The sequence below is a fragment of the Petrotoga sp. 8T1HF07.NaAc.6.1 genome (assembly GCF_016772115.1).
In the GTDB taxonomy this organism is placed as follows: Bacteria; Thermotogota; Thermotogae; order Petrotogales; family Petrotogaceae; genus Petrotoga; species Petrotoga mobilis.
In genome coordinates, this window is record NZ_AUPG01000005.1 from 58,242 (window position 1) to 81,321 (window position 23,080).

Below are 23,080 nucleotides of genomic sequence, written 5' to 3' on the forward strand. Positions count from 1 at the left end.
GTCAAAAGGGGTTGCTTTAAATGGCTGAAAAGGGTAAAGAATTAGATGGCTTAAAAAAATCCGCTATATTATTGGTACTCTTAGGTCCAGAAAGGGCAAGTAAAATATTAAAAAAGCTAGACGAAGAAGAAGTAGAACAGTTAACTTTAGAAATAGCAAATTTGGACAAGATTGATGAAAAAACAAAACAGGCAGTTATGGATGAATTTGGAGAATACATAAAAGCAAAAGATTACATCAACACTGGTGGCGTTGAATATGCAAGAAATCTTCTGGAAAAAACTTTTGGACCAGAAAAAGCCATAGATATAATAGACAGATTGGTTTCTAATTTGCAGGTTAAACCTTTTGAATTTTTAAGAAAAGTGGATGTTTCACAGATGGTTAATGTGTTACAAAATGAACATCCACAGACAGTAGCACTTATATTATGTTATCTTCCACCTCAAGCAGCTTCTCAAGTTATTTCTGAACTACCTGAATCTTTACAACTAGACGTGATAAAAAGAATTTCTACAATGGATTCTGCCAATCCGGATATCGTAAAAGAGATAGAAAGTAGGCTAAAGGATCGTCTTTCTGCCTTCACCGTTCAAACTTTTTCTCAGGTTGGCGGGATCGATATCACCGCGGAAATAATGAATAACATCGATAGAGCGGTCAGCAATAATATATTTGAAAAGCTTTCAGAAAGAGACCCCAAACTGTCGGATGAAATTAGAAGAAGAATGTTTGTTTTTGAAGATATTGTCAAGTTGGACGATAGATCAATACAAAGAATACTTCGTGAGGTAGATAGCAAGGATTTAACAATTGCATTAAAAGGTTCTAGCGAAGAAGTTAAAAATACCATCTTTAAAAACATGTCTAAAAGGGCTTCACAGATTATAAAAGAAGAATTGGATTTTATGGGACCTGTTAGAGTCAGGGATGTAGATGAGGCACAGCAGAGAATCATCAATGTAATCAGAAAACTTGAAGAGTCTGGTGAAATTATTATAGCTGGTGGCGGGGCAGGTGAAGAATTGATTGAATAAAAGAATCGTAAATAATAAATTCGTTGTTTTAGATAAAACCTTCGAATTATCCGTAGAAGAAATAGAACAAACACAATATGAAGAAAATAAAAGAGAAAAAGACAAATTAAAAGAGGCTATTGAGTCAGATGCCCAAAAAGAAGCTCAAAAGATAATTGAAAACGCAAAAATTACGAGTCAAAAAATCATTGAAAATGCAGAATTAGAAGCTAAAAGATTAAAGGAAGATCAAATTAAATACGTAGAAGAGAGGAAGAAGACGCTCGAAGAAGAACTGAAAAAGGTTAGAGCCCAAATTCAAAGGATTTCAAAAGAGTATGATATTTATATCAAAGAGTTGTCACAGCAGAGTTTAAATTTCTGTGAAAACACTATCAAGGCTGTCGTCGAAAGATATTTTAAAGAAAAGTTTGATTTTCCTCAGTGGGTAGAAATTATTTTTCAAAATTTTGAAAAGAAGCTTTCATCAATGAAAAATTCTAAAATTAAACTAAGTCCTTCTTTCAATAAAGAATACGCAAATTTAATAAGAGACAGGTTTTCTGATTTTTTTTATATAGTTGAAGACCCTTCTTTACAAGATAATCAAATAGTTTTGGAAACAGATCAAGGAATATTCGACCTAACTCCTCAAACATTTTTTGAAGATATTTTGAACATGGTGGAGGAAGCTATAAATGCAAATAAATGATTTTTCTTCATCTTTAGCTTATTTTACTGATAAATTAAAAAATAGACCTTTATTTGAACTAGAAGGTAAAATTAGTAGGATAGTAGGTGTTACTATTGAATCAATTGGTCCCAGTGTGGCTTTGGGGGATCTATGTAGGATAAAATTGAAAGATGGTTCAAAGATTTTTGCAGAAACCGTAGGTTTTTCCGATAACAAAGTGCTTTTAATGCCATTAGAGGATGTAAGTGGTATCTATGTGGGGGCGCCGGTAGAAAGAGTAGATAGTAAAATCAATGTGAAAATTAGCTCAGAACTCTTAGGACATGTGTTAGATGGTTTAGGAAGATCAATGGATGGTTCAAAAGTAAAGAGTTACGAAAGTAAAAGTATATATAGATCTGCCCCCAACCCTCTTTTAAGAAACAGAATTAAAGAACCTTTATCTGTAGGAGTAAGGGCAATCGATGCTTTTTTAACCCTTGGTAAAGGTCAAAGAATTGGAATAATGGCAGGAAGCGGTGTAGGAAAAAGTACCTTACTGGGAATGATAGCCAGGAATACCGAAGCAGATATTAACGTCATTGGGTTGATAGGAGAGAGGGGAAGAGAAGTTAAAGATTTTATTGAAAAAGATCTTGGGGAAGAAGGATTGAAAAAATCTGTTTTGATAGTTTCAACTTCAGACTCACCTGCTCTACTAAGAGTAAAAGCTCTTTACACAGCCACCACTATCGCAGAGTATTTTAGAGATTTAGGTTACAATGTTTTAATGATGGTCGATTCAATCACTAGATGGGCTATGGCTCAAAGAGAGATTGGACTTTCCATAGGTGAACCACCAACCACCAGAGGATACACACCCAGCGTCTTTGCAAATATGCCAAAGATTTTAGAAAGAGCTGGTAACTCACAAAAAGGAAGTATGACCGCTATCTACACCGTACTGGTTGAAGCCGATGATATGAACGATCCAATTGGTGACGCTGTAAGAAGTATAGTCGATGGTCATATTGTTCTTTCAAGAAGCCTCGCAGATTCTTCGCATTATCCCCCAATAGATATCCTTTCCAGTGTAAGTAGGTTGATGAAAGAAGTAGTAGATGAAAAACACCTTAAAGCAGCAATGTTTATTAGAGATATTTACGCAAGTTATATGAATTCCAAGGATTTAATCGAAGTTGGTGCGTATAAGAAGGGAAGCAATAAAAAAGTAGATATTGCTTTGGAAGAAATAGAAAATATAAATAATTTTTTAACACAGAGAATAGAAGAAAAAGCGCCTTTTGAACAAACGTTGAAAAAGTTAGTCGAAATATACCAAAGGTACAACTAGATTTAACTAAACAGCGGGAGGCAGAAAATATTGTTAAAAGCGGAATACGCCATCATTTTTTATGTTTTATTGATCGTCTTATCCTTGCTTGTAGTCAGAATGTTATCGAAAAGATATTTAAAACCTGTTAAGTACAGGAAAGTTAAAGAAAGCATTTCAGCTTATTTGTATCTATTACCTTCTTTTGTGATTCTAGGGATATTTGTTTTTTGGCCTATTTTTTATTCTTTCTATCTGAGTTTTTTTAAGTGGGATTTCCAAAATCAAGGTAATCCAATTTTCATTGGGTTTCAGAATTATATAGAATTATTTAAGTTAAATCAACCTGTGAATATAACATTCAACGAAGCATTTTTCAATACACTTCTAATCTTTATGACAGCTATTTTTATCATTCATTTGATCTTTGACCTAAAAAAGATAAAAACCCCTCGGCAAAAATATTTAATTGTTTGTATGAGTATATTGGGAATAATTTCTTTGTTAACTATTAATTCAATACAGTATCTTAATGTAGTGAGCGCCTTAGTTCTCGTTGTGGTATACACGATTTTATTATCTTTACACTTTGCCGATCAAATGTCCAATAAAATTTTTCTTCGAATAATCACGTTCATCGGATTATGGATAGCCTTTTACTCGTTGGGAGTCCCCGAAATTATAAGGTTTTTGAGCTTAGCAAAGGAACAGTCGTTGTTCATCAAAGCAATATGGAATACGACTTATTATGTCCTTCTTTCCACGCCGATTACTATTCTGTTTGCTTTGTTAATTGCCTTATTGTTGAATAGAAAATTATATGGCAAGACTTTTTTTAGAACGGTTTATTTTATTCCTTTTGTAACAAGTGTAGTGGCAATTTCTCTAGTTTGGCAATGGATTTTCAACGACAATGGTTTATTAAATTATATTTTAACTCAAATAGGTTTTTCAAAAACTCCATGGCTTAAAGATCAGAAGTTTACGATTCCTACTGTTGCTATAATTTCTATATGGAAAATGGTAGGCTATTACGCGATCATCTTTTTGGCAGGCCTGCAAAATATTGATAAAGCCTACTACGAAGCTGCTGAAGTTGATGGAGCCACGCCTTTTCAAAAATTTCAGTTTATTACCTTACCTTTATTATCTCCCACAACTTACTTTATAATCATAGTTGCTATGATCGGGGCATTTAAAGTCTTCGATGAGATTTTCATACTCTATGTAGGTATGCCTGGACCTTACAACAACAGTGGGATGACAATGGTTTACTATGTGTATGATATGTTCTACGTTCAACAAAGGATGGGAAGAGCTAGTGCTGCTGCTTACGTACTTTTTGGGATTATTCTATTGTTTACAATCCTTCAGATGAGAAGTAGCAGAAGTAGAATACATTATGAATCCTAAAGGAGGAAATTATACTTGAATTATTCAAAGTTTATTAAAACACTTTGGACTTTGATAGTTTACTTATTGTTAGCGGGTGGCGCCATAGTTATGCTCTTGCCTTTTGCATGGATGATAATGACCTCTTTGAAAACAAGTAGTGAAATCAACATGTGGCCTCCAACATGGACAACAAAAAATTTTCAGAGTGAATGGGGTTTAAATTTAAAATTAACCCCTTCAAAGCCTTCCCCACGGACAGGCTTAAGTTTAGCTGAATTTAGAACTTTATCAGCCCAAGAGAGTTACAACCCTTACAAAATGGTCTATGAAATAGACGGGGACTATGTAAGCAGGGGAAGGGTACAACTCTCTTTTAACGAGATAAATTATACAGATCAAGCAAGTGTCGATTATATGATGTCTGATATCTACGATTATATTTCAAATATTGAATTAAGAGAAGATTTATCAAGCTTATTTGCTGTAGAAGATTATTCTCTTGAAACGTTTGAAAGTATTTATTTTACTCTTTTTTCCCAAGAAGATGGTTATTTTAAACAGACCACTACTATAAGAAGGATACAACAAAGTATAAGCAAAGTTCAGAATTTTATAGATATAACGCTCGAAAGAACTATCAACATCTTGCCGTATTTTAGAACGAACCCAAATATGACAGAAAGTCAAATAGAAAGTATTACAAGAAGTAAAGAAATATTTTCAGATTATTTGGGAACGATAAAATTGAAAGCCGACGAATTGAATTCAAAATTGTCTTCTTATCCAGCAGAATTGAGAATAATTAGCCAAAGTGAGGTAGAACAATTAATCAATTTACTTGCCGATTTTTTATCGGAGATTCAAACTTTTGAAGATGAAATCCTATCTAACACCAATACTTTGATTCAAAGAAATATTTACGAACCCATTATGAAAGATATCAACACTTTAACTTTCTTTATGTATTTTAACGAAAAATATGGTGAGGAACAAAATATAACATTTGAAGATGTAAACATAATATTTGACGTTCCTACGAAAGAAACAAAGTATCAGAATATCATCGAAGGTATCCAGCAAACAGCATATCCAGAGTCATTTAAACAAATTGTGATTTCATTGGCTGACGAGAAAAATATTGAGAATTTGAATCAAGAAGTCGTTTCATATCTTGAGAACGATTTCGTAAATGATGTAAGTAATTCTTTAATAGATGACCCTAGAAACCTTTCAAAATACACAAACATTATTAGAACTTTATCGCAGAACCAGGCTAATCTTGAGCAAGCTAAGACGGTACTCTCAGAATCTGATTACAATTTTTTAATAGAACACATTCAAGGTAAGGAAGAAGAGTTTGGGAGGATATTGGAAAAAAGGGCAGAATATGATAAAATATTAAAAGATTTCGATAGGTTTTTCATTGATACGATCTCCAAAGCAACTATTGTAAGCGCACCGGCGTTTGTTGATAAAATTTTGTACAAAAACAATTCAAATATTGAATTGTACACAGTAAATGTACCGTCGATCTGGTTGCTTGATGATGTACCTTCTGGAAAGGTTGAATATTCTTTTAATCAGGTATTAGGTAATATTTTTCAAAATTATGTGGACGCATGGAACGGAGCTCCATTTTCTCGGTACTACATAAATACGGTTTTCGTTTCTCTGGTTACCACTGTTTTAGAAATAATATTCGCCTCGATGGCTGCTTTTGCATTTTCAAAACTTAATTTTTGGGGAAAGGATTTTATTTTTATAACTTTTTTAGCGACTATGATGATACCAGGCGAGGTTTTGTTAGTACCCAATTATATAACTATTAGTAAATTTTCTTGGATAGACAGTTACTATGCTCTGATCGTTCCGTGGGTGATTAGTGTTTTTGCTATATTTTTGATCAGGCAGCAGTTTATGACGGTACCCAACGAGTTATGGGACGCAGCTAAGATAGACGGATCTTCAAGTTGGCGATTTTTATGGACCGTGATGGTTCCTCTTAGTAGACCTGCGATTTTAACTGGGGCGCTACTAAAATTTGTAGGGAGTTGGAACGCCTTTTTATGGGTTTTGATCGTCACTAAAAGTCCTGAAATGAGAACACTTTCAGTGGGATTACAAAATTTTAGAACCGACGCGGGAGAGATTTACAATCTTTTAATGGCGGCATCCACTTTTACTATGATACCTATAGTGATATTGTTTATATTCTTGCAAAGATATTTCATAGAAGGTATCGCAAGAACCGGTTTGAAAGGATAACATAAGGTTCAGTTAGGAAGTGAGAGCAATTCCTTTTATTGAGTTAGATAGTAGTAAAAATAAGAAAAAGCAGGTGCTCGATCGTAAAAAACCAAATATTTCTAACATTTTGCGACTGTTATTATTAAGCGCTTTAATATTTATATTGGGGTTCGTTTCTTTCCAAATATATAGACAAATAGATTTGTATTACAACTTAAAAGATCAATACAATGAAATCGAAAAAAGAAAAAAAGAACTGAATGATGAAATTTTGAAGAGAAACCAAATCCTTTTGGACTTAAAAAATAGATTAGCTGATAAAGGAGTTATAATTGATGGTGAAGAATTCCACCAAATGGATCTTTACAACTTCCCATAAGCCAAATAAAAAACAAGTAGAAAAAGCGTTGCAATTAGCCAACAAATACGGTGGTGTTTACTTAGAAAGAAATAAGCTCCGAATGAACGAAGGGGATTTTTATTTTGTAATAGATAAGAAGCTATCGCTGAACTTTCAATGGGAGGATGGAAAATTATTTTTCCATCCTTCTGTTTCCAAAATAAGGTTAAACAATTATTTAAAAAATGGAATCGATCATTTAATAAACGCAGTATCTCCGAAGAAAAACGATATTATACTTGATTTAACCCTTGGCCTTGGAAGTGATGCCTTACTACTGTCATATTTTTGTGAAAAAGTAGTGGGCTTAGAGGCTTCTTTTCCTATATATGCGGTTGTTGCAGAGAATATAACAAACTATGACTACAAAGAAAATTGGATGAAAGAAGCTTCAAAAAAATCGAAGTGATCAATTCTGATTATAAAATTTTTTTAGACGAGCAAAAAGAAGGAAGTTACGATGTTGTTTATTGTGATCCTATGTTCGAGAATCCTCAATACAAATCAAGCTCTATCAATCCTTTAAGGAAGTTTGCCCGATACGATAAAATAACACGAGAAGATTTAGAAAAGATGATTAAAATTGCTAAGAAAAAAGTAGTAATCAAAGCACGTTCTAACGACAGTGTATGGGATTTATACAGTTTCGATAAAAAAATCGGAAGTAAAAAAAGCGGAGTATTTTTCGGAGTGATTGAAAAGTGAATAAAGTTTTAGTTATAGCAGGTCCTACGGCTGTTGGAAAAACAGAAATATCCATTGAGATAGCCAGAAGAATTAATGGTGAAATAATTTGTATGGATTCGAGACAAATTTATAGCCATCTTATAATTGGTACCGCTATGCCTGATGAAGAAACAAAAAAATTGGTCCCACATCACTTGTATGGTTCAGTAGATCCACGGACCCATTTTACAGCTTTTGATTATAAAAAATTGGCAGAGAAAAAAATCGGTGAAGTACTAAATAGAGGAAATACACCAGTTTTAGTCGGCGGGACAGGCCTATACCTTGATGCTCTGAGGAAAGGTTTTTTGAATGTAAAATCCGACTATGGTTTAAGGACTTATTTAAGAAAATTAGAAACAAATAATCCTGGTGTTTTAAGAAAGATTTTGGTAGATTTGGATCCACAAAGAGCTCAAAAGATTCATCCAAACGACTTGAAAAGGATCATTAGGGCCATAGAGATTTATGTTATAACAGGTATAAAAATGGGTGAAATTGTAAAAGAAAATAGGCAAGACGAAAATTCTTTTGATTACCATATAATAGTACTAGATAGAGAAAGGCAAGAATTGCACGAAAGGATTAACAAAAGAGTTCATCAAATGATCGATGAAGGTTTGATAGAAGAGGTGCGAAATCTCTTGTCTTTAGGGTATTCTACAACTCTTAACGCTTTAAACACCATAGGTTATAAAGAAGTGGTACAATATTTATATGGGAAAATCGATTTTAATGAAATGGTTCACCAAATAAAAGTAAACACTCGTAACTATGCCAGAAGACAGATAATATACTTTCGTAAGATAGAAGGTGCAAAGTGGATCAATTTGAGTAAAACAAGTCAAGAAGAGGTAGTAGATCAAATATTAAGTGAATTTATTTAATTTCTTGTGCGAGGGGTGATAACATGGCAGAAAAGTTCAATTTACAAGACCGATTTTTGAATATTTTGAGGATTAACAAGATAGAAGTAAAAATCTATTTAGAAGGGGGATTTCAAACAAGTGGAGTGGTGAGATCTTTTGATGATTATACTGTTTTGTTGGAAAAAAACGGTGAACAATCACTGGTTTATAAACATGCCGTAAAAATGATGGTACCTTCGAAATATATTAAACTTTTCCAAGAACCACCGTCTAAAGATGAGTAGAAAGAAAAACTACCCCCATTTAAGAAGGGGTAGTTTTCTAGTATTTTTACAAAATAATGTTATGAAAATGTTGGAGGGAATTAATTTGAAAAAAACTTTTTTGATATTTTTGTATATACTAATATTTTCTGTTTTTTCCATTTCTCAACTATTTCAGCCACCTATAAAAAACTCATACATAACAGCTTCCTTTGGTGAATACAGAGATACTGGCGTGGATCCGCATTTTCATTTAGGAGTAGATTTTTCTACTTTTAACAGAAAGGGAGAGACTGTTTATGCGGCAGCTGAAGGTTCTCTATATAAGATATGGCTAAATGATCCTCTCTACGGTAATGCAATATTTTTATACCATGAAGACTCCGATTTAATTAGTGGTTATGCCCACTTAAGTGTTTTCTCTGATAAAATATCTAAATATACCCAATTAGTTCAAAACGAGTTTGGAAATCAAAAGATAGAAATTATATTTCCTAAAGATGAAATTCCAATAAACTTAAATGAGATTATAGCCTATTCAGGAGATACAGGGGAAGCTATTGCTCCACACCTACATTTTGAGGTTTTAAAACAAACCGGAGATGAATTCGTCAATTACGATCCCCTTGAGTTTTTAGAATATCATGAACAAAGGGATAAATCTTTGGAATTAATGAACATTAGATCCAATAATAAGTATTTTGAGGTTACAGAAAATGGAGAAACCGTTGTAGAGTACACAGGTAACTACCCCCGGATAGACATTAGAGTAAGAGAAAAATTAGGAAATAACTCCACTATTCTTCCTAAAAAAGTATCGATGTATATCAATGGGATTTTAACTTATAAGTTGGATTTTAGTCAGATCAAAGAATCCGAAATATATAAAGCCGATGCTGTATTTGGATATGGTTCTACATCTTCCATATATTGGTTGAAAATGTACTCTGATGAATATTTATCTCCAATAGTTATCAATGACTTTTCTGCATTTTCATATGGAACATCTACGACATTAAATGGAGAAATCGTTTTAGAAGACATATGGGGTAACGAAAAAGTTTATAAATTGAAATTCATAAAACCATAGGAAATGTTAATTCTATTTTTAAAATTTAACAATGTAAGAGTTTTATTCACTTGAGAAATTTGATTTTTTTGATATAATATAGCTCGTGGAATTCTAAAGATAATCTGTAATCCGTCGAAAAACTCGAAGAAATTAAGGAGGCTAAAAAGTGAAAAAAATGCTCTTTACCAGTGAAAGTGTAACTGAAGGTCACCCAGATAAAATCTGTGATCAAATTTCTGATACTATACTTGATGCTATACTGGAAAAAGAACCTGAAGAAAATAAGATGAATGCCCGATGTGCTGTGGAAACTTTGGTGACAAGGGGGCTAGTTGTAGTTACAGGTGAAGTTAGAACCTCAGCATATATAGATGTTCCAACGCTTGTCAGGAATACTATTTTAGATATAGGTTATAACAGAGCTAAATTTGGATTTGATGGCGAAACATGTGCTGTAATTACTTCTATTGAAGAGCAATCACCTGATATAGCCCTAGGGGTTGACAGATCCTTCGAAGTTAAATCAAAAGAAAAGGAAGATCCTTTTGAGAAGATAGGAGCAGGAGACCAGGGCATTATGTTTGGATATGCCACAAACGAAACTGATGCTTATATGCCTTTACCTATTCTATTAGCTCACAGACTTGCAAAAAGATTGGCTGATGTTCGAAAATCTAATACTTTAGATTTTTTAAGGCCTGATGGTAAAACCCAAGTAACGGTAGAATACGATGAAAATAATAACCCGGTGGGCGTTGAAACTGTACTTATTTCTGCTCAGCATTCTCCTGATATAAATAGACAAGAGTTAGAAGAAGCAATAAAAGAACATGTAATAACCCCGGTGATACCCGAAAATCTTTTTACAAAAAACACAAAAATTCTTGTCAATCCTACAGGAAGATTTGTGATTGGAGGTCCTCAAGCTGATACAGGTCTCACAGGAAGGAAGATAATCGTTGATACATATGGTGGCTGGGCACCACACGGTGGAGGAGCCTTTTCAGGAAAAGATCCTACCAAAGTAGATAGATCCGCTACTTATATGGCAAGATATGTAGCCAAAAATTTGGTGGCAAGCGGTGCTGCAGATGAAGTTTTAATTCAACTGTCTTACGCCATTGGTGTTGCTCAACCTGTTTCAATAAATATTGACACAAAAGGTACTGCAAAAGTCGACGAAGAAAAGATATATAAAGTTGTAAAAGAGATTTTTGATTTTAGGCCTGCCGCTATAATTAGTAACTTAAATCTTTTACAACCTATTTACCAAAAGACTGCTGCTTACGGACATTTCGGGAGAAAAGATGTAGAATTTCCCTGGGAGAGATTGGATAAAGTTAAGGAATTGAAAGCAGCATTAGGTTTGTAACTTACTAAAAGGCAAAAGATTTTGATTTTAAAAGGGTTACAGGACGAAAAATAAAAGTTGAGGAGGTATTTAAAAAATTGCCAAATAAAAAATCAGCAGAAAAAAGGGTTAGACAATCAGAACAAAGAAGACAAAAAAATCGCGGATATCAAAAGAGGATCAAGGAAATTTCTAAGGAAATAGACAAGAAAATACATGAAAATGCCGAAAGAGAAGAATTGATGCAGTTATTAAGCAAGTCTTTTAAAATTATTGACACTGCGAAATCACATGGTGCTGTACATAAAAACTACGCAGCAAGGAAAAAATCGAAATTACATTTAAAGGTTAAAAAATATTTAGGCGAAATGGCACCAGAAAGTTCACCAGTAAACGAGTGATCCATAAATTTTATAATCAAAAAGATTATAACCCCCTTTTTTGGGAGGTATTGAAATTTTGAATTCGTATTCTTTTTTACAAAAGTATCAAATAAATACAAAAGATGTAAAAAGTTATCCTATCGAATGGAATAAGGTTTTTGGAAACAGTAATAAGTTAATAGTTGAAATTGGATTCGGTGGTGGAGAGTTTTTAGTAAATTTAGCTAAAGAGAACAACAAGTATAATTATATAGGAATAGAAACATCCCTAACTTCTTGTAGCAAAATAAAAAGCAAAATCTTTCAAAATAATTTAAACAACATACAAATAATTCTTGAAGATGCAAAATTCGCTCTTAGGGAATTTTTTTGTGATAACTCTGTTAATAAAGTAATAGTTAATTTCCCATGCCCATGGCCAAAAAGCAAACATTCAAAAAACCGTCTTTTTGACGAAAAATTCATAGACACATTATCGTCGGTATTAGAAGTAGATGGTGAATTAACTTTAACAACCGACGATTTTGTCTATGCTTCTGACGTTGAAGAAAAATTCACAAGCAACGGATGCTTTGAAGTAAAAAATATTGCCGAAGTTCAGCAATTGCCATTCAAAACTAGATATGAAAAAAAATGGGAAAGTGAAGGTAGAAAAAAGTATTTATTAATAGCACGAAAAAGGTTCAAAAAAAACATAAAAAGATTGCTAGAAGGGGAATTAGATTTGCCTCATGAAAAAATTAAGAAAGTAGATTTTGATAAATTACAATCTCTGGTTGGACTAAAAAAATCCAGTAATAACATGGTTATAGTTATAAAAGATGTATACACTAAAATAGATGGTTTGGAATATTTAGTGAAGGTTTATTCTGAAGACGAGGGGTATATTCAAAGTTACTTTGTGAATGTCATCAGAATGAGAGAAGGATGGTTAGTAAAACTAGACGATATAGCAAAAGCTTACAGAACCCCTTCTGTTAAAGAAGCTGTGAATACAATCGCCAAGGAGCTGGAAAATTAATGCCTCATATAACGGTTTTGGGTGCGGGTAGTTGGGGAACCGCTATATCGAAGCATTTAGTCGATAATGATCAAAAAGTAACAATTTGGGATAGAGATAAAAAACTCTTACAAGAAATAAAAGAAGGATGCAATCCCCGATATTTGCCTACCCTAAAACTTCCATCAAATGATATTAATGTTGAAGGGGATATAAATGAAAGCTTAACTAATGCACAAATTGTAATTTTAGCCGTCCCTGTTCAACATATATCAGAGGTATTAAGCAAAATTCACAAGAGCTCTCTTACAAATAAAGAGGTTATTTTTGTCAATCTATCAAAAGGTATAGAAATTAACAACCGAAAAATACCAAGTAAAATTTTTGAGGAATACCTATCAGGATTTAATTATTGTACTCTTAGCGGTCCAAGTCATGCGGAAGAAGTAGCAGAAAATGTACCTACATCAGTTGTAGTTGGTGGTATAGATGATCAGGTCAACAAATATATACAGGAAATTTTTAGCAGTGAAACTTTTAGGGTGTATACTAACAATGATTTGATAGGAGTAGAAATCAGTGGTGCTATAAAAAATATATATGCAATAGGTGCGGGTATAATAGATGGATTTGGGAAATGGGATAACACAAAAGCTGCCCTAATTACCCGATCTTTGGTTGAAATTATTAGGTATGGAACGTATTATGGAGGAAAGAAAGAAACGTTCATGGGGTTAGCGGGAATTGGAGATCTTGTTGTAACATGCACTAGCTCACATAGCAGGAATCGGTACGTTGGAGAAATGCTTTCAAAAGGTATGAGTCTAAAAACAATATTGGAACAGATGGTTATGGTAGCGGAAGGCGTTTACACGGCTAAAGCTGTGTATAACGACGCAAAGGAAAAAGAAATTGAAATGCCCATAGCTTCGAAAATATATCAAGTATTATATGAAGGTGTAGATCCTAAAACGGCTATTTACGAATTAATGACGAGGGATTTGAAATCTGAATTTTTTAATTGAAAGATTTTATGGTATAATTAAACAAGAAAGTTAAATTTTAAGGAGGCATTCGAATGCAAGTTTCTTTAGACCAGCTTTTACAAGCATTGATGATGCGTTTGGAAAGTTTAGAAATTTCTTTGGAAGATTTAAAATTTAGGACAAATGTGGCTTTAAGATTAATCAAGAAAAATAACCTGTTGGATGAAGACAAGGTGAAAGAATCCGTAAAAGAGGAATTAAGTGCTTTAAATGAACTAAGTGAAGAAGAGATGGATTTAAGCAATGAAAGAATCGAAGAAATCTCAAAAGGGATAATACAATGGATCGATAATGACTTAGAGAGTTTAAAGAAGAGAATGACAGAATATCAGGAAAAAATGAAACAGTTACTTGAGCAAGAGGAAGCTGCAGGAAACATTAGTATCGCACCCCCAGAATTGTTAAACCAATTAGAAAGAGCAGGCATTGCAAAGAATCAAAAAGAAAAAGGTAAGAATAGAGGAAATATAATCATGCCCTAAGGTTTGATTTTAAAAAATAAGAGCCGGTATCAGTTTACCGGCTTTTGTTTTTATATATTTGTTTTGCAGGGCAGACTTCATTCAAAAAACATTCGTCGCACTTTGGAGAAATTGGCTTACAAATCTTTTGACCAAAATTCACCATTGAACCATTCAGAGGTCCCCACAATTCAGACGGGATAATTTTTTTCAATTGTTCTTCAGTTTCTTCAGGTGTCTTTGTTTTCACCCAACCGAGTCTATTAGATATTCTATGTACGTGCGTGTCAACTGCAAGTGCTTCTTTACCAAAAGACACGTACAAAACTATATTAGCGGTTTTTCTTCCCACTCCAGGAAGCTCAATCAACTCTTCTAATTCATCAGGTACTTTCCCATTATACTTTTCAATTAAAATTTTAGAAATATTAATAATTCTTTCTGATTTTTGTTTGTACATACCTGCTGGCTTGATTAGATCGTATAGGTCCTGCGGATTCAATTTAGAAATCTCAAAAACATTTGTGTAGCAAGAAAAAAGTGATTTAGAAGCTTTTTCAGTATTTTCATCTTTTGTTCTTTGAGAAAGCACCGTTTCAATTAAAACCTTAAAAGGATCCGTTTCAGAGTTACTACGTGGAAACATATTTATGATCTTTTCTGCTTCTTTTTTTATATCTCTCTGCATGTCTACTCCTTTTATCATAAAGTTTTTGGGAACTTTTTAAAAAGCCTGACAGCTTGGATCTTGTTTGTTTTAGCGCCCCTTCGCCCCGCTCCCCACCCGTTTTGCAGCCTTGTGCAAAAAGCTTTTTGCTGGTCTGTGCAAAATGGTCTCTTTTGTAATGTTTTTGAATAACTTTCCAAATTCTCATTTGCGAAGCAAATGATGTACGGGGATCTTAAGGGGTTTACCTTTTGCTGATTTGTGCAAAAATCTTTTTTAAGTTTGCCGCAGTGTGCAAACGATGTTTTTTTGCAGCTTTGTGCAAAATGGTTCTATATAATGCCTTAGAAACAATTTCCATATTCTCATTTACCCAGCATTTTGCAGGCTTATGCAAAACGCGTTGTTCATAATGCCTTTGAAATAATTTCCAAATTCTCATTTGCGAAGCAAATGATGCACGGGGATCTTAAGGGGTTTACCTTTTGCTGATTTGTGCAAAAAATCTTTATTAAAATGAACTTTGGTTTTGGGGGTTTGGGTTTGGTGGTCTCCCAAACCATGCTTTTTAATTACTTCTTTACATTTAAAAGGGTTCGGGGGTTTGGGGGCTTGCCCCCAATGTGTAATGATAGCACCAAAATATTAAAATTAGCAAATTGTGAAAATAAGAAAAAAATTGTGGTAAAATATATTGATTTAGTTTAGATAAAACATATTGGAGTGACAAAATTGAAGTCTTGTATAATTGCGACGGGTAATGAATTAACAGAAGGTATAATATTAGACAAAAACTCAAAATACCTTGCCGAAAGGCTCAAATCTGTTGGATATGATACTTTAAAAATAACGAATGTAAAAGATGATTTATCTTTGATAAAGTTATCCATAGAAGAATCGTTAGAGATGTGTGATATAATATTTCTAACAGGTGGTTTGGGACCAACACAGGACGATTTGACAGTTCAAGCTGTTTCTGAAAGTTGTAATATAGATATTGTATTTAACGAAGAATTATTTGAGAAAATAAAAAAGTATTATTACAACAAAACCGGGAAATACTTAAGTATCCTAAAAAAACAAAGCTACGTTTTAAAAAATGCTGAGATACTACAAAATCCTGTAGGAAGTGCACCAGGACAAAAAGTTCATTTTAACGGTCACACTATTTATTTACTGCCAGGACCTTATAATGAGATGAAAGCAATCTTTGATACGCATATATATGATGAATTAAAAAGTAATATGAAAAACGATCATGTAGAATATTCACTTTACTTTTATGGCTTAACAGAAGCTGAGTTAATGCAAGAAGTTTCAGTCATCTTGAAAAATTTTGATTACTCTACAAAAATAGAAGAATACATAGGTCCCAGTTTAAGGATTAGAATGCAAAAAAATGATGATTTTGAGCCCATATTAGAAAAGATAATGTCTCAATTTAGTAAGTATTTTATTGGTTTTAAAAGTTTAGAAATTACTTTATTTGAAGCATTAATGGAGTCTTCAAAAACACTTTCTTTTGCGGAGTCATGTACCGGAGGGATGCTTTCAGATACATTGGTATCTATTCCAGGTGTTTCTAATGTGTTCAAAGGTTCAGTTGTGACCTATTCTAATGAATCAAAAGTAAGATTATTGGACGTCAAAAAAGAAACCATAGAAAAATTTGGAGCTGTTAGCGAGGAAACCGTCAAAGAAATGGCATATGGTTTGAAGAAAATCATGGAAAGTGATATTTGTGTATCCGTTAGTGGTATAGCAGGGCCAAGTTCGGGGAGTGAAGAAAAACCGGTTGGAATGGTTTGGTTTGGTTTTCTCACTAATGAAGATTTTGGTGCCTTAAAAAAGGTTTTTACAGGGGATAGGGATGAAATTCGAAAAAGAGCCACTTATTTTGCTTTTTGGAATATTTTAAATTTGGTTCGGAATCAAAATCCCTTTAAAAGGGTGTAGAATAGTTAGAAATAGGAGGGGATAGAATTGTCGAATTATGATGTATATTTAAATGTTTTTTTAGAGGAATCTAAAGAAAATATTCAAGAGCTTAATGACCTTCTACTTGAACTTGAAAAAGATAAAAGTAACCTAGAAATAATAAACAATATTTTCAGAGTGATTCACACCTTAAAAGGTATGGCAGGAACTATGGAGTTTGATACGTTGGCTAAATTTTCCCACAAATTGGAAAATGTATTAGATTCATTAAGAAATAAAAAGATTGATTTAACCAACGACCTGATGGATTTTTTATTTAAAGCCTCGGACGCATTAGAAGAGAGTATTACAGATATAGAACAAGGTGGAAATGGGAGTATAGAAAAACTGGAAAAACTTTTAGATAAAATTAACTCTTATGTGGAATCAACTGATTCCTCTAAATCGTCCAAGTACAAAACGACTGAACACGAAGAAAATCAAGTCAAACAAAATAATGAAATATACTCTAAAATGAGCGAAGAAACTAAGGAACTTTTAGAGAATGTTTTTAAAAGAGCCAAAGAAAATAATCTCAACTTTTTTATTTTAAAAGTTATTTTAGAGGATGGTGTTCAGTTAAAGCAGGCAAGAGCTTACGCAATACATCATAAATTAGAAGATAATGGCTGTGAGATAGTTTATACTTATCCCAGTGTAGAAGAGATAGAAAAAGAAAATTTTGATAAAGAATTAATTTTTGGGATTGTTACCTCCAAAAGCATTGGAGAAATAGCAGAACTTGTTAATAAAGTTGCCGAAGTAGAATCGGTTTATGTGGATGAATTTTCAGCGAATAATCTTTTTGGATCAGAAGAAGAGAGTAAAGATGAGGAAGAAGGGTCAAAACAAGAGGGTCTAGAGAATAACAAAAAAGAAGTTAAGCTTTCAAGAAGTATAAGAGTAGATATAAATAAATTGGATGATTTGATGAATTTAATGGCAGAGCTCGTCATAGCTAGAAGTAGAATTATTGAAACTTTAAGTAAGTACGATGTAAAAGAAGTAGACGAAAGTTTAACTCAACTTTCAAGAATAACCTTAGATCTTCAGAATGTTGTTATGAAAATTAGAATGGTTCCAGTTGCTTTTGTGTTCAATAGATTTCCAAGGCTTGTACGAGATCTTGCAAAAGAATTGGGGAAAAAAGTGAACTTTGTGATTCAAGGAGAAGAAACAGAATTAGATAGAACCGTGGTTGACGAGATAGGTGAGCCCTTGGTTCATCTATTAAGGAACTCTCTTGATCATGGTATAGAAGGTCCTCACGAGCGTTTGGCTAAAGGGAAACCCGAAACAGGCACTTTGAAGTTATCAGCTCGGCATGAAGGTAACGGAGTTATCATAGAAGTGGAAGATGATGGGAAAGGGTTTGATGTAAATGAAATACTCCGGACAGCTATAAATAAGGGATTGATTAGTTCATCAGAAGCATCAAAATTAAGCGAAGAGGAGATATACAATTTTGTCTTTTTACCTGGTTTTTCTACTAAAACAGTTTCTACGGAATTATCAGGTAGAGGCGTTGGAATGGATGTAGTTAAAAGTACTATAGAGAGTTTAAAGGGTACTATTTCTCTGGAAACAAAAAAAGGAAAAGGTACAAAGATAAGTATAAGGTTACCTCTTACCTTAGCAATTATCGAAGCTCTTCTCATAACTGTAAATGAGCAAGTATATGCTATACCTATTGCCAATATTGACACCACTCAAAGATTGAGTGATGGTGAGTTAAAAATTGTCCAAGGCCAAGAAGTTTTCCTTTTGCGAGGGGAAGTAATGCCTGTAGTACGTTTAAGAAAGTTATTTGGTTATGAAAAGAAAAAAGATTCTTCTAGCGAGTATATTATTATTGTCAAATTGGGGAACAAAAAGTATGGTGTTGTTGTAGATAGATTATTAGGTCAAGACGATATAGTTATCAAATCATTAGGATCTCTGCTGAAAGATGTTAAAGAATTTAGCGGAGGAGCAATTTTAGGAGACGGAAGAATTGCTCTAATATTAGATGTGGCTTCGCTAATATAACAAATTTAATAGACATTATTGTGGGGCGGGCTGCGGGGCGAAGGGGCGCAAAAGCAAGTTTTAGAATTTAGAAAGGTAGTATAAATAGTTTTAAAAGAGGGGGAAAAATTTATGATGGAAGACGTTCTTTCTTTCAAAATTGTGGATCAAGAATATGCTTTACCAATAGAGAATATAGAAAGTGTTGTTGATAAGACTGATGTAACACCCGTCCCAAATTCAAAATACTTCGTAGTTGGTTTAATAAATTTAAGAGGAAGAATAGTTCCCGTTATAGAATTAACTAAGATTTTAGGGATTGAAGTTCCAGAAGACCACATTTATCAAAATATCCTTGTTTTAAAAATAAATGAAGAGGAAATAGGAATGTATGTAGATGAAGTTGAAAACGTTCTTTCCATCGATCCTGAAAAGTTGGAAAAATTCCAATCAAAAGAGTCAGTTTATTCAGATAAAGTTAAAGGCGTTATAAAGATAGAAAACAGATTGATAGTATATCTTGATTTAGAAAGTATCTTAGAGGCCGAGTTAGAAAAGTAAAAATTTTAAAGTCTTCGGAGGTGTTTTAATGGCTAAAACTGTCTTAATAGTGGATGATGCTGCATTTATGAGAATGATGTTAAAAGACATATTAACAAAAGCAAATTATGAGGTGATAGGGGAAGCTAGCAATGGTCAAGAAGCGGTTGAGAAGTATCAAGAACTGAAACCAAATTTTGTGACTATGGATATAACTATGCCCATTAAAGACGGTATTCAGGCTATAAAAGAGATTAAGAAAATAGACCCTAGCGCAAAGATTATAGTATGCAGTGCAATGGGACAACAAGCTATGGTTATAGAATCCATTCAGGCTGGAGCCAAGGATTTTATTGTAAAACCATTTCAGCCTAATAGAGTTATAGAAGCTTTACAAAAATTGGAGTAGTTTAAATGCCCACTAACTATGCAACTCCAACCAATAATTTAGTTAATGTGTCGTTTTGGTTTGTAGCCATAATTTTACTCATCATACTTCTTGCAGTGTTTTATTATATACTGGCTAAAACATTAAAACAGGGTCCAAAAAGCAAAGAAGTTAAGATGGTAAAAAAATACTATCTGGATAGGAATTTATACGTTGGAGTATTGAAAGTTTTTAAAGAATATTACCTTATTTTGGCTACTTCTAATTCCAGTGAAATAGTAAGAAAATTAGAAGAAGAAGAGGTTCAAGAAATTATGAACGAACATCCCAAATTTCTTGAAACCTTTTCAAATATATTGAAAAAAGATAAAATTTCAAGGGGAAAGGAAGAGGAAAAATTAGAAAAGTAAAAACGATAATAACTCTTATTCTTTTTATTCTGACTCTTAGTTTAATTTTTCCTCAAAATACTATTCAACTCCCAGGGGTAGATATACAAATAAATCCAAATGAAGAAGTTAATACTTTAACCCCGACGTTGACAATACTTTTAATCGTTACTGTTTTGTCCCTAGCCCCCGGGTTTTTAATGCTGTTTACTTCCTTTACAAGAATAGTTGTTGTGTTAAGCTTTTTGAGGCAGGCTATGGGTACTAGGCAAGCGCCTCCAAATCAAGTAATGTTGGCTTTAGCCCTCTTTTTAACGATAATGATAATGTTTCCCGTTTTTAATGGGGTGTACCAAGAGGCAATTATTCCGTACAACCAAAATGAAATTAGCTACGAAGAAGCTATACAAATTAGTTGGCAACAATTCAAAGATTTCATGATTTCAGAGATTGTGGCACATAAAAATGAAGATGATATCTATATGCTTTCATCTTCAATGAATATAGAGATAGATAACATCGAGGAAACCCCTTTTCAAATTCTGGTACCTGCTTTTGCAATAAGCGAGTTAGAAATTGCCTTTAAGATGAGTATATTGCTCTATTTGCCTTTTATAATAGTCGATATGGTGGTAGCGAGTATTTTGCTATCTATGGGAATGATCATGATACCTCCGATACTGATTTCTTTACCTTTTAAAATAATGATTTTTGTAATGGTAAATGGATGGGACCTCATAATTGGTGGATTAGTGAGGAGTTTTGTGGGAGGATGATCTCATGAGTGAAGAGGTACTAATTGAGATTTTTGAAAACGGTATAATGCTCTTTCTAAAAGTGGTCTCTCCAATTTTAATAATAAGTGTGGCTGTAGGATTGATTATCAGTATATTTCAAGCCGTTACACAGCTTCACGAGCAGACGTTGACATTTGCTCCTAAAATTATAATAACTTTTTTAGCGTTGGTTTTGATGTTCTCTTGGATAATGCAAAATTTATCAGATTTTTCATTCGAGTTATTCACTTATTATTTAGGGATGATTTAGTTGGAGTTGGAAAATTTAACATACCAACTATGGGTTTATTTTTTCATTTTTGCTAGAGTGGCTGGAATCACCTTTTTTATTCCTTTTTTTAGTACTACTTTTGTTCCCGTTCATATAAAAGTTTTTATAACGCTCTTTATTTCTTATTTGGTGTTATTTGAGGTTAACGGTACTTTTCCTATAAATTCATCGCCTTTAGTAATAATATTTTATTTGTTAATGAATTTTGTTTTTGGAAGTAGTGTGGGATTAATTGCTAATATTTTGTTTTATGCCTTTCAATTTGCAGGTGAAACGATAGGTATACAAATGGGATTTGCCATGGCAAATGTTTTTGACCCAGTAACTAGCGATGAAGTTTCTTTGGTTTCTGAGCTTTCATTTTTATTCAGTATGTTGCTTTTTTTTATCTTTAAAGGACCTTTAATTTTATACTCAATAATTATAGATTCTTTCAACAAGGTTCCCGTGGTTTTTACTCTAGCGCCTGACGGATTTATGGTTTTTTCCCAAAAATTATTTGATGTATTCACTATAGGACTTCAACTTTCGATGCCGTTTATTGCATTTATGATCCTTTTGAAAGTTGCTTTGGGAATAGTTTCTAGATTGATCCCACAGGTTAATGTTTTTATGGTGGGTATCCCACTAGAAATACTGGTAGGATTTTTACTTTTCTTAGGAGTGATATTGATTTGGGAAGATCAGTTTACTACTCTATTCTTTCAACTAATGGAATGGATAAAAAATTCAATGATCCTTCTATTTCAATAAACCTTCAACTTTTTGCGGATCCAGATAAAACTGAGGATCCAACACCTAGACGTTTAGAAAAAGCTCGAGAAGAGGGAAACATTCCTCAATCGAATGAATTTAACATGGCGGTTAGTTTTTTATCAATTTCGCTTTTTTTGTGGATAATATTTGAGCCACTCCTTAACGATATTTTTAAGGTATTTTATGATTATTTATCTTTAGATTTAGACTATTCACCAACAGATTTGCTTGGATATGAGATTACAGCACACATGAACTTATACATGAAATTGATACTGTTTTTTGTTGTTGCCGTTGTAGTTTCTACCCTTTTGGGAATGATCCAAACCAAATTTTTGTTTACTTTTAAATCTTTAAAATTGGATCTGAGCAAGATAAACCCCATTAAAGGATTCAAAAGGCTATTTTCATTAAGATCTGTGGTGGAGCTTATAAAGGCACTTTTAAAATTAACCATATTAGGATTGCTAATCTATAATATAATAAAAGTCAATTGGTTTAAGATACTCTCTTTGGCAGAGGAAGAAACTGCTTTTTCTTTTAATGTGATTTTTGATTTAGTGATTAATGTACTGTTTCAATTAGGAATAGCCTTACTTCTTCTCAGCCTATTTGATTTTTGGTACCAAAGGTATGAATATAAAAAAGAGCTTAAAATGAGTAAGTATGAGGTCAAACAAGAACGAAAGGAAATAGAAGGTAACCCTGAAATTAAACAAAGGCAAAGAGAAATGATGAGAAATTTAGCAAGGAGTAGAATGATGCAAAAAGTCCCTGAAGCGGACGTTGTCATCACCAATCCTACTCATTATGCTGTTGCCATAGAGTATAATGCTGAAGAAATGCATGCGCCCATTGTTGTAGCAAAAGGAAAAGATGAAGTTGCATTTAAAATAAGAGAGATTGCTTTTAAACATAGAATCCCTATCTTAGAAAGACCTGCTTTGGCAAGAGAAATTTATGAGAAAGTTGATTTAAACGAAGAAATACCAGAAGATTTATACACCTTAGTTGCAGAGGTACTGGCTTACGTCTACAACCTCAGTTATTAAT

At 33.2% G+C, this 23,080-nt stretch carries 26 protein-coding genes; 25 read left to right on the forward strand and 1 reads right to left on the reverse strand.

The features are described from left to right. Positions 1–20: 20 nt before the first annotated feature. The 16 genes from fliG to NAAC61_RS04675 all read left to right on the forward strand — a co-directional run bounded on the left by fliG (position 21) and on the right by NAAC61_RS04675 (position 14,256). Complete coding sequence (fliG, locus tag NAAC61_RS04605) at positions 21–1,037, forward strand: flagellar motor switch protein FliG (RefSeq protein ID WP_121515197.1); 1,017 nt, start codon at positions 21–23, stop codon at positions 1,035–1,037. Next, positions 1,030–1,728 carry a FliH/SctL family protein gene (locus tag NAAC61_RS04610; protein WP_012209178.1) on the forward strand — a complete coding sequence of 233 codons (699 nt, stop codon included), beginning with the start codon at positions 1,030–1,032 and terminating at the stop codon, positions 1,726–1,728. Before fliG ends, NAAC61_RS04610 begins: the two co-directional genes overlap by 8 nt. Next, a complete protein-coding gene (locus tag NAAC61_RS04615) occupies positions 1,715–3,043 on the forward strand; it encodes a FliI/YscN family ATPase (RefSeq protein WP_121515198.1) in 1,329 nt (442 codons plus the stop codon). The genes NAAC61_RS04610 and NAAC61_RS04615 overlap by 14 nt, the downstream gene beginning before the upstream one ends. A 30-nt stretch (positions 3,044–3,073) precedes the next feature. After that, positions 3,074–4,435, forward strand: a complete 1,362-nt coding sequence (locus NAAC61_RS04620) for a carbohydrate ABC transporter permease (protein WP_202695389.1) — start codon at positions 3,074–3,076, stop codon at positions 4,433–4,435. A 15-nt stretch (positions 4,436–4,450) separates the two neighbouring features. After that, positions 4,451–6,682 carry a carbohydrate ABC transporter permease gene (locus tag NAAC61_RS04625; protein ID WP_202695390.1) on the forward strand — a complete coding sequence of 744 codons (2,232 nt, stop codon included), beginning with the start codon at positions 4,451–4,453 and terminating at the stop codon, positions 6,680–6,682. 19 nt (positions 6,683–6,701) lie between these two features. Beyond that, positions 6,702–7,043 (forward strand): hypothetical protein, encoded by a 342-nt coding sequence (locus NAAC61_RS04630; protein ID WP_041534112.1) that lies wholly within the window; start codon positions 6,702–6,704, stop codon positions 7,041–7,043. Then, on the forward strand, positions 7,000–7,473 hold the full coding sequence (locus NAAC61_RS10665; RefSeq protein ID WP_237729771.1) for a hypothetical protein: 474 nt from the start codon (positions 7,000–7,002) through the stop codon (positions 7,471–7,473). Before NAAC61_RS04630 ends, NAAC61_RS10665 begins: the two co-directional genes overlap by 44 nt. Further along, positions 7,470–7,769: a hypothetical protein gene (locus tag NAAC61_RS10670; protein ID WP_237729772.1), complete on the forward strand. Its 300-nt coding sequence runs from the start codon at positions 7,470–7,472 to the stop codon at positions 7,767–7,769. Before NAAC61_RS10665 ends, NAAC61_RS10670 begins: the two co-directional genes overlap by 4 nt. Further along, positions 7,766–8,677 (forward strand): tRNA (adenosine(37)-N6)-dimethylallyltransferase MiaA, encoded by a 912-nt coding sequence (gene miaA, locus NAAC61_RS04640; RefSeq protein WP_121958834.1) that lies wholly within the window; start codon positions 7,766–7,768, stop codon positions 8,675–8,677. The genes NAAC61_RS10670 and miaA overlap by 4 nt, the downstream gene beginning before the upstream one ends. A 23-nt stretch (positions 8,678–8,700) precedes the next feature. After that, positions 8,701–8,943 carry an RNA chaperone Hfq gene (gene hfq / locus NAAC61_RS04645; RefSeq protein WP_121515201.1) on the forward strand — a complete coding sequence of 81 codons (243 nt, stop codon included), beginning with the start codon at positions 8,701–8,703 and terminating at the stop codon, positions 8,941–8,943. An 85-nt stretch (positions 8,944–9,028) separates the two neighbouring features. Then, positions 9,029–10,012, forward strand: coding sequence for a M23 family metallopeptidase (locus NAAC61_RS04650; protein WP_012209185.1), 984 nt, complete (start codon positions 9,029–9,031; stop codon positions 10,010–10,012). A 157-nt stretch (positions 10,013–10,169) separates the two neighbouring features. Further along, a complete protein-coding gene (gene metK, locus NAAC61_RS04655; RefSeq protein WP_121958875.1) occupies positions 10,170–11,366 on the forward strand; it encodes a methionine adenosyltransferase in 1,197 nt (398 codons plus the stop codon). A 77-nt stretch (positions 11,367–11,443) separates the two neighbouring features. Beyond that, complete coding sequence (gene rpsT, locus NAAC61_RS04660; RefSeq protein WP_012209187.1) at positions 11,444–11,746, forward strand: 30S ribosomal protein S20; 303 nt, start codon at positions 11,444–11,446, stop codon at positions 11,744–11,746. A 58-nt stretch (positions 11,747–11,804) separates the two neighbouring features. Continuing rightward, positions 11,805–12,749, forward strand: coding sequence for a tRNA (guanosine(46)-N7)-methyltransferase TrmB (gene trmB / locus NAAC61_RS04665; RefSeq protein WP_202695391.1), 945 nt, complete (start codon positions 11,805–11,807; stop codon positions 12,747–12,749). Next, positions 12,749–13,753, forward strand: a complete 1,005-nt coding sequence (locus NAAC61_RS04670) for an NAD(P)H-dependent glycerol-3-phosphate dehydrogenase (RefSeq protein ID WP_202695392.1) — start codon at positions 12,749–12,751, stop codon at positions 13,751–13,753. Before trmB ends, NAAC61_RS04670 begins: the two co-directional genes overlap by 1 nt. 53 nt (positions 13,754–13,806) lie before the next feature. Then, positions 13,807–14,256, forward strand: a complete 450-nt coding sequence (locus tag NAAC61_RS04675; RefSeq protein ID WP_202695393.1) for a hypothetical protein — start codon at positions 13,807–13,809, stop codon at positions 14,254–14,256. 34 nt (positions 14,257–14,290) lie between these two features. Here NAAC61_RS04675 and nth read toward each other — a convergent pair whose 3' ends face one another. Then, positions 14,291–14,923: an endonuclease III gene (nth, locus tag NAAC61_RS04680; RefSeq protein ID WP_012209191.1), complete on the reverse strand. Its 633-nt coding sequence runs from the start codon at positions 14,921–14,923 to the stop codon at positions 14,291–14,293. Between the two features lie 711 nt (positions 14,924–15,634). On the opposite strand from nth, the gene NAAC61_RS04685 reads away from it, so the two are divergent. From NAAC61_RS04685 to flhB, 9 genes are all read left to right on the forward strand, one after another. Beyond that, positions 15,635–16,858, forward strand: a complete 1,224-nt coding sequence (locus tag NAAC61_RS04685; protein ID WP_202695394.1) for a CinA family nicotinamide mononucleotide deamidase-related protein — start codon at positions 15,635–15,637, stop codon at positions 16,856–16,858. Positions 16,859–16,885: 27 nt separating this feature from the next. Continuing rightward, on the forward strand, positions 16,886–18,907 hold the full coding sequence (locus NAAC61_RS04690) for a chemotaxis protein CheA (protein WP_103065936.1): 2,022 nt from the start codon (positions 16,886–16,888) through the stop codon (positions 18,905–18,907). 111 nt (positions 18,908–19,018) lie between these two features. Beyond that, a complete protein-coding gene (locus NAAC61_RS04695) occupies positions 19,019–19,447 on the forward strand; it encodes a chemotaxis protein CheW (RefSeq protein ID WP_233186695.1) in 429 nt (142 codons plus the stop codon). Between the two features lie 28 nt (positions 19,448–19,475). Further along, complete coding sequence (gene cheY, locus NAAC61_RS04700) at positions 19,476–19,835, forward strand: chemotaxis protein CheY (RefSeq protein WP_103065396.1); 360 nt, start codon at positions 19,476–19,478, stop codon at positions 19,833–19,835. 5 nt (positions 19,836–19,840) lie between these two features. Continuing rightward, complete coding sequence (locus NAAC61_RS04705) at positions 19,841–20,224, forward strand: flagellar biosynthetic protein FliO (protein WP_103065397.1); 384 nt, start codon at positions 19,841–19,843, stop codon at positions 20,222–20,224. Then, complete coding sequence (fliP, locus tag NAAC61_RS04710) at positions 20,212–20,979, forward strand: flagellar type III secretion system pore protein FliP (protein ID WP_369973683.1); 768 nt, start codon at positions 20,212–20,214, stop codon at positions 20,977–20,979. The genes NAAC61_RS04705 and fliP overlap by 13 nt, the downstream gene beginning before the upstream one ends. A gap of 4 nt (positions 20,980–20,983) precedes the next feature. Continuing rightward, on the forward strand, positions 20,984–21,250 hold the full coding sequence (gene fliQ / locus NAAC61_RS04715) for a flagellar biosynthesis protein FliQ (RefSeq protein ID WP_012209198.1): 267 nt from the start codon (positions 20,984–20,986) through the stop codon (positions 21,248–21,250). Between the two features lie 6 nt (positions 21,251–21,256). Continuing rightward, positions 21,257–22,024 (forward strand): flagellar biosynthetic protein FliR, encoded by a 768-nt coding sequence (gene fliR, locus NAAC61_RS04720; RefSeq protein WP_158245378.1) that lies wholly within the window; start codon positions 21,257–21,259, stop codon positions 22,022–22,024. Further along, entirely contained in the window at positions 21,946–23,079 is a 1,134-nt protein-coding gene (gene flhB / locus NAAC61_RS04725) for a flagellar biosynthesis protein FlhB (RefSeq protein WP_237729773.1), read from the forward strand. The genes fliR and flhB overlap by 79 nt, the downstream gene beginning before the upstream one ends. Position 23,080: the final 1 nt, after the last annotated feature.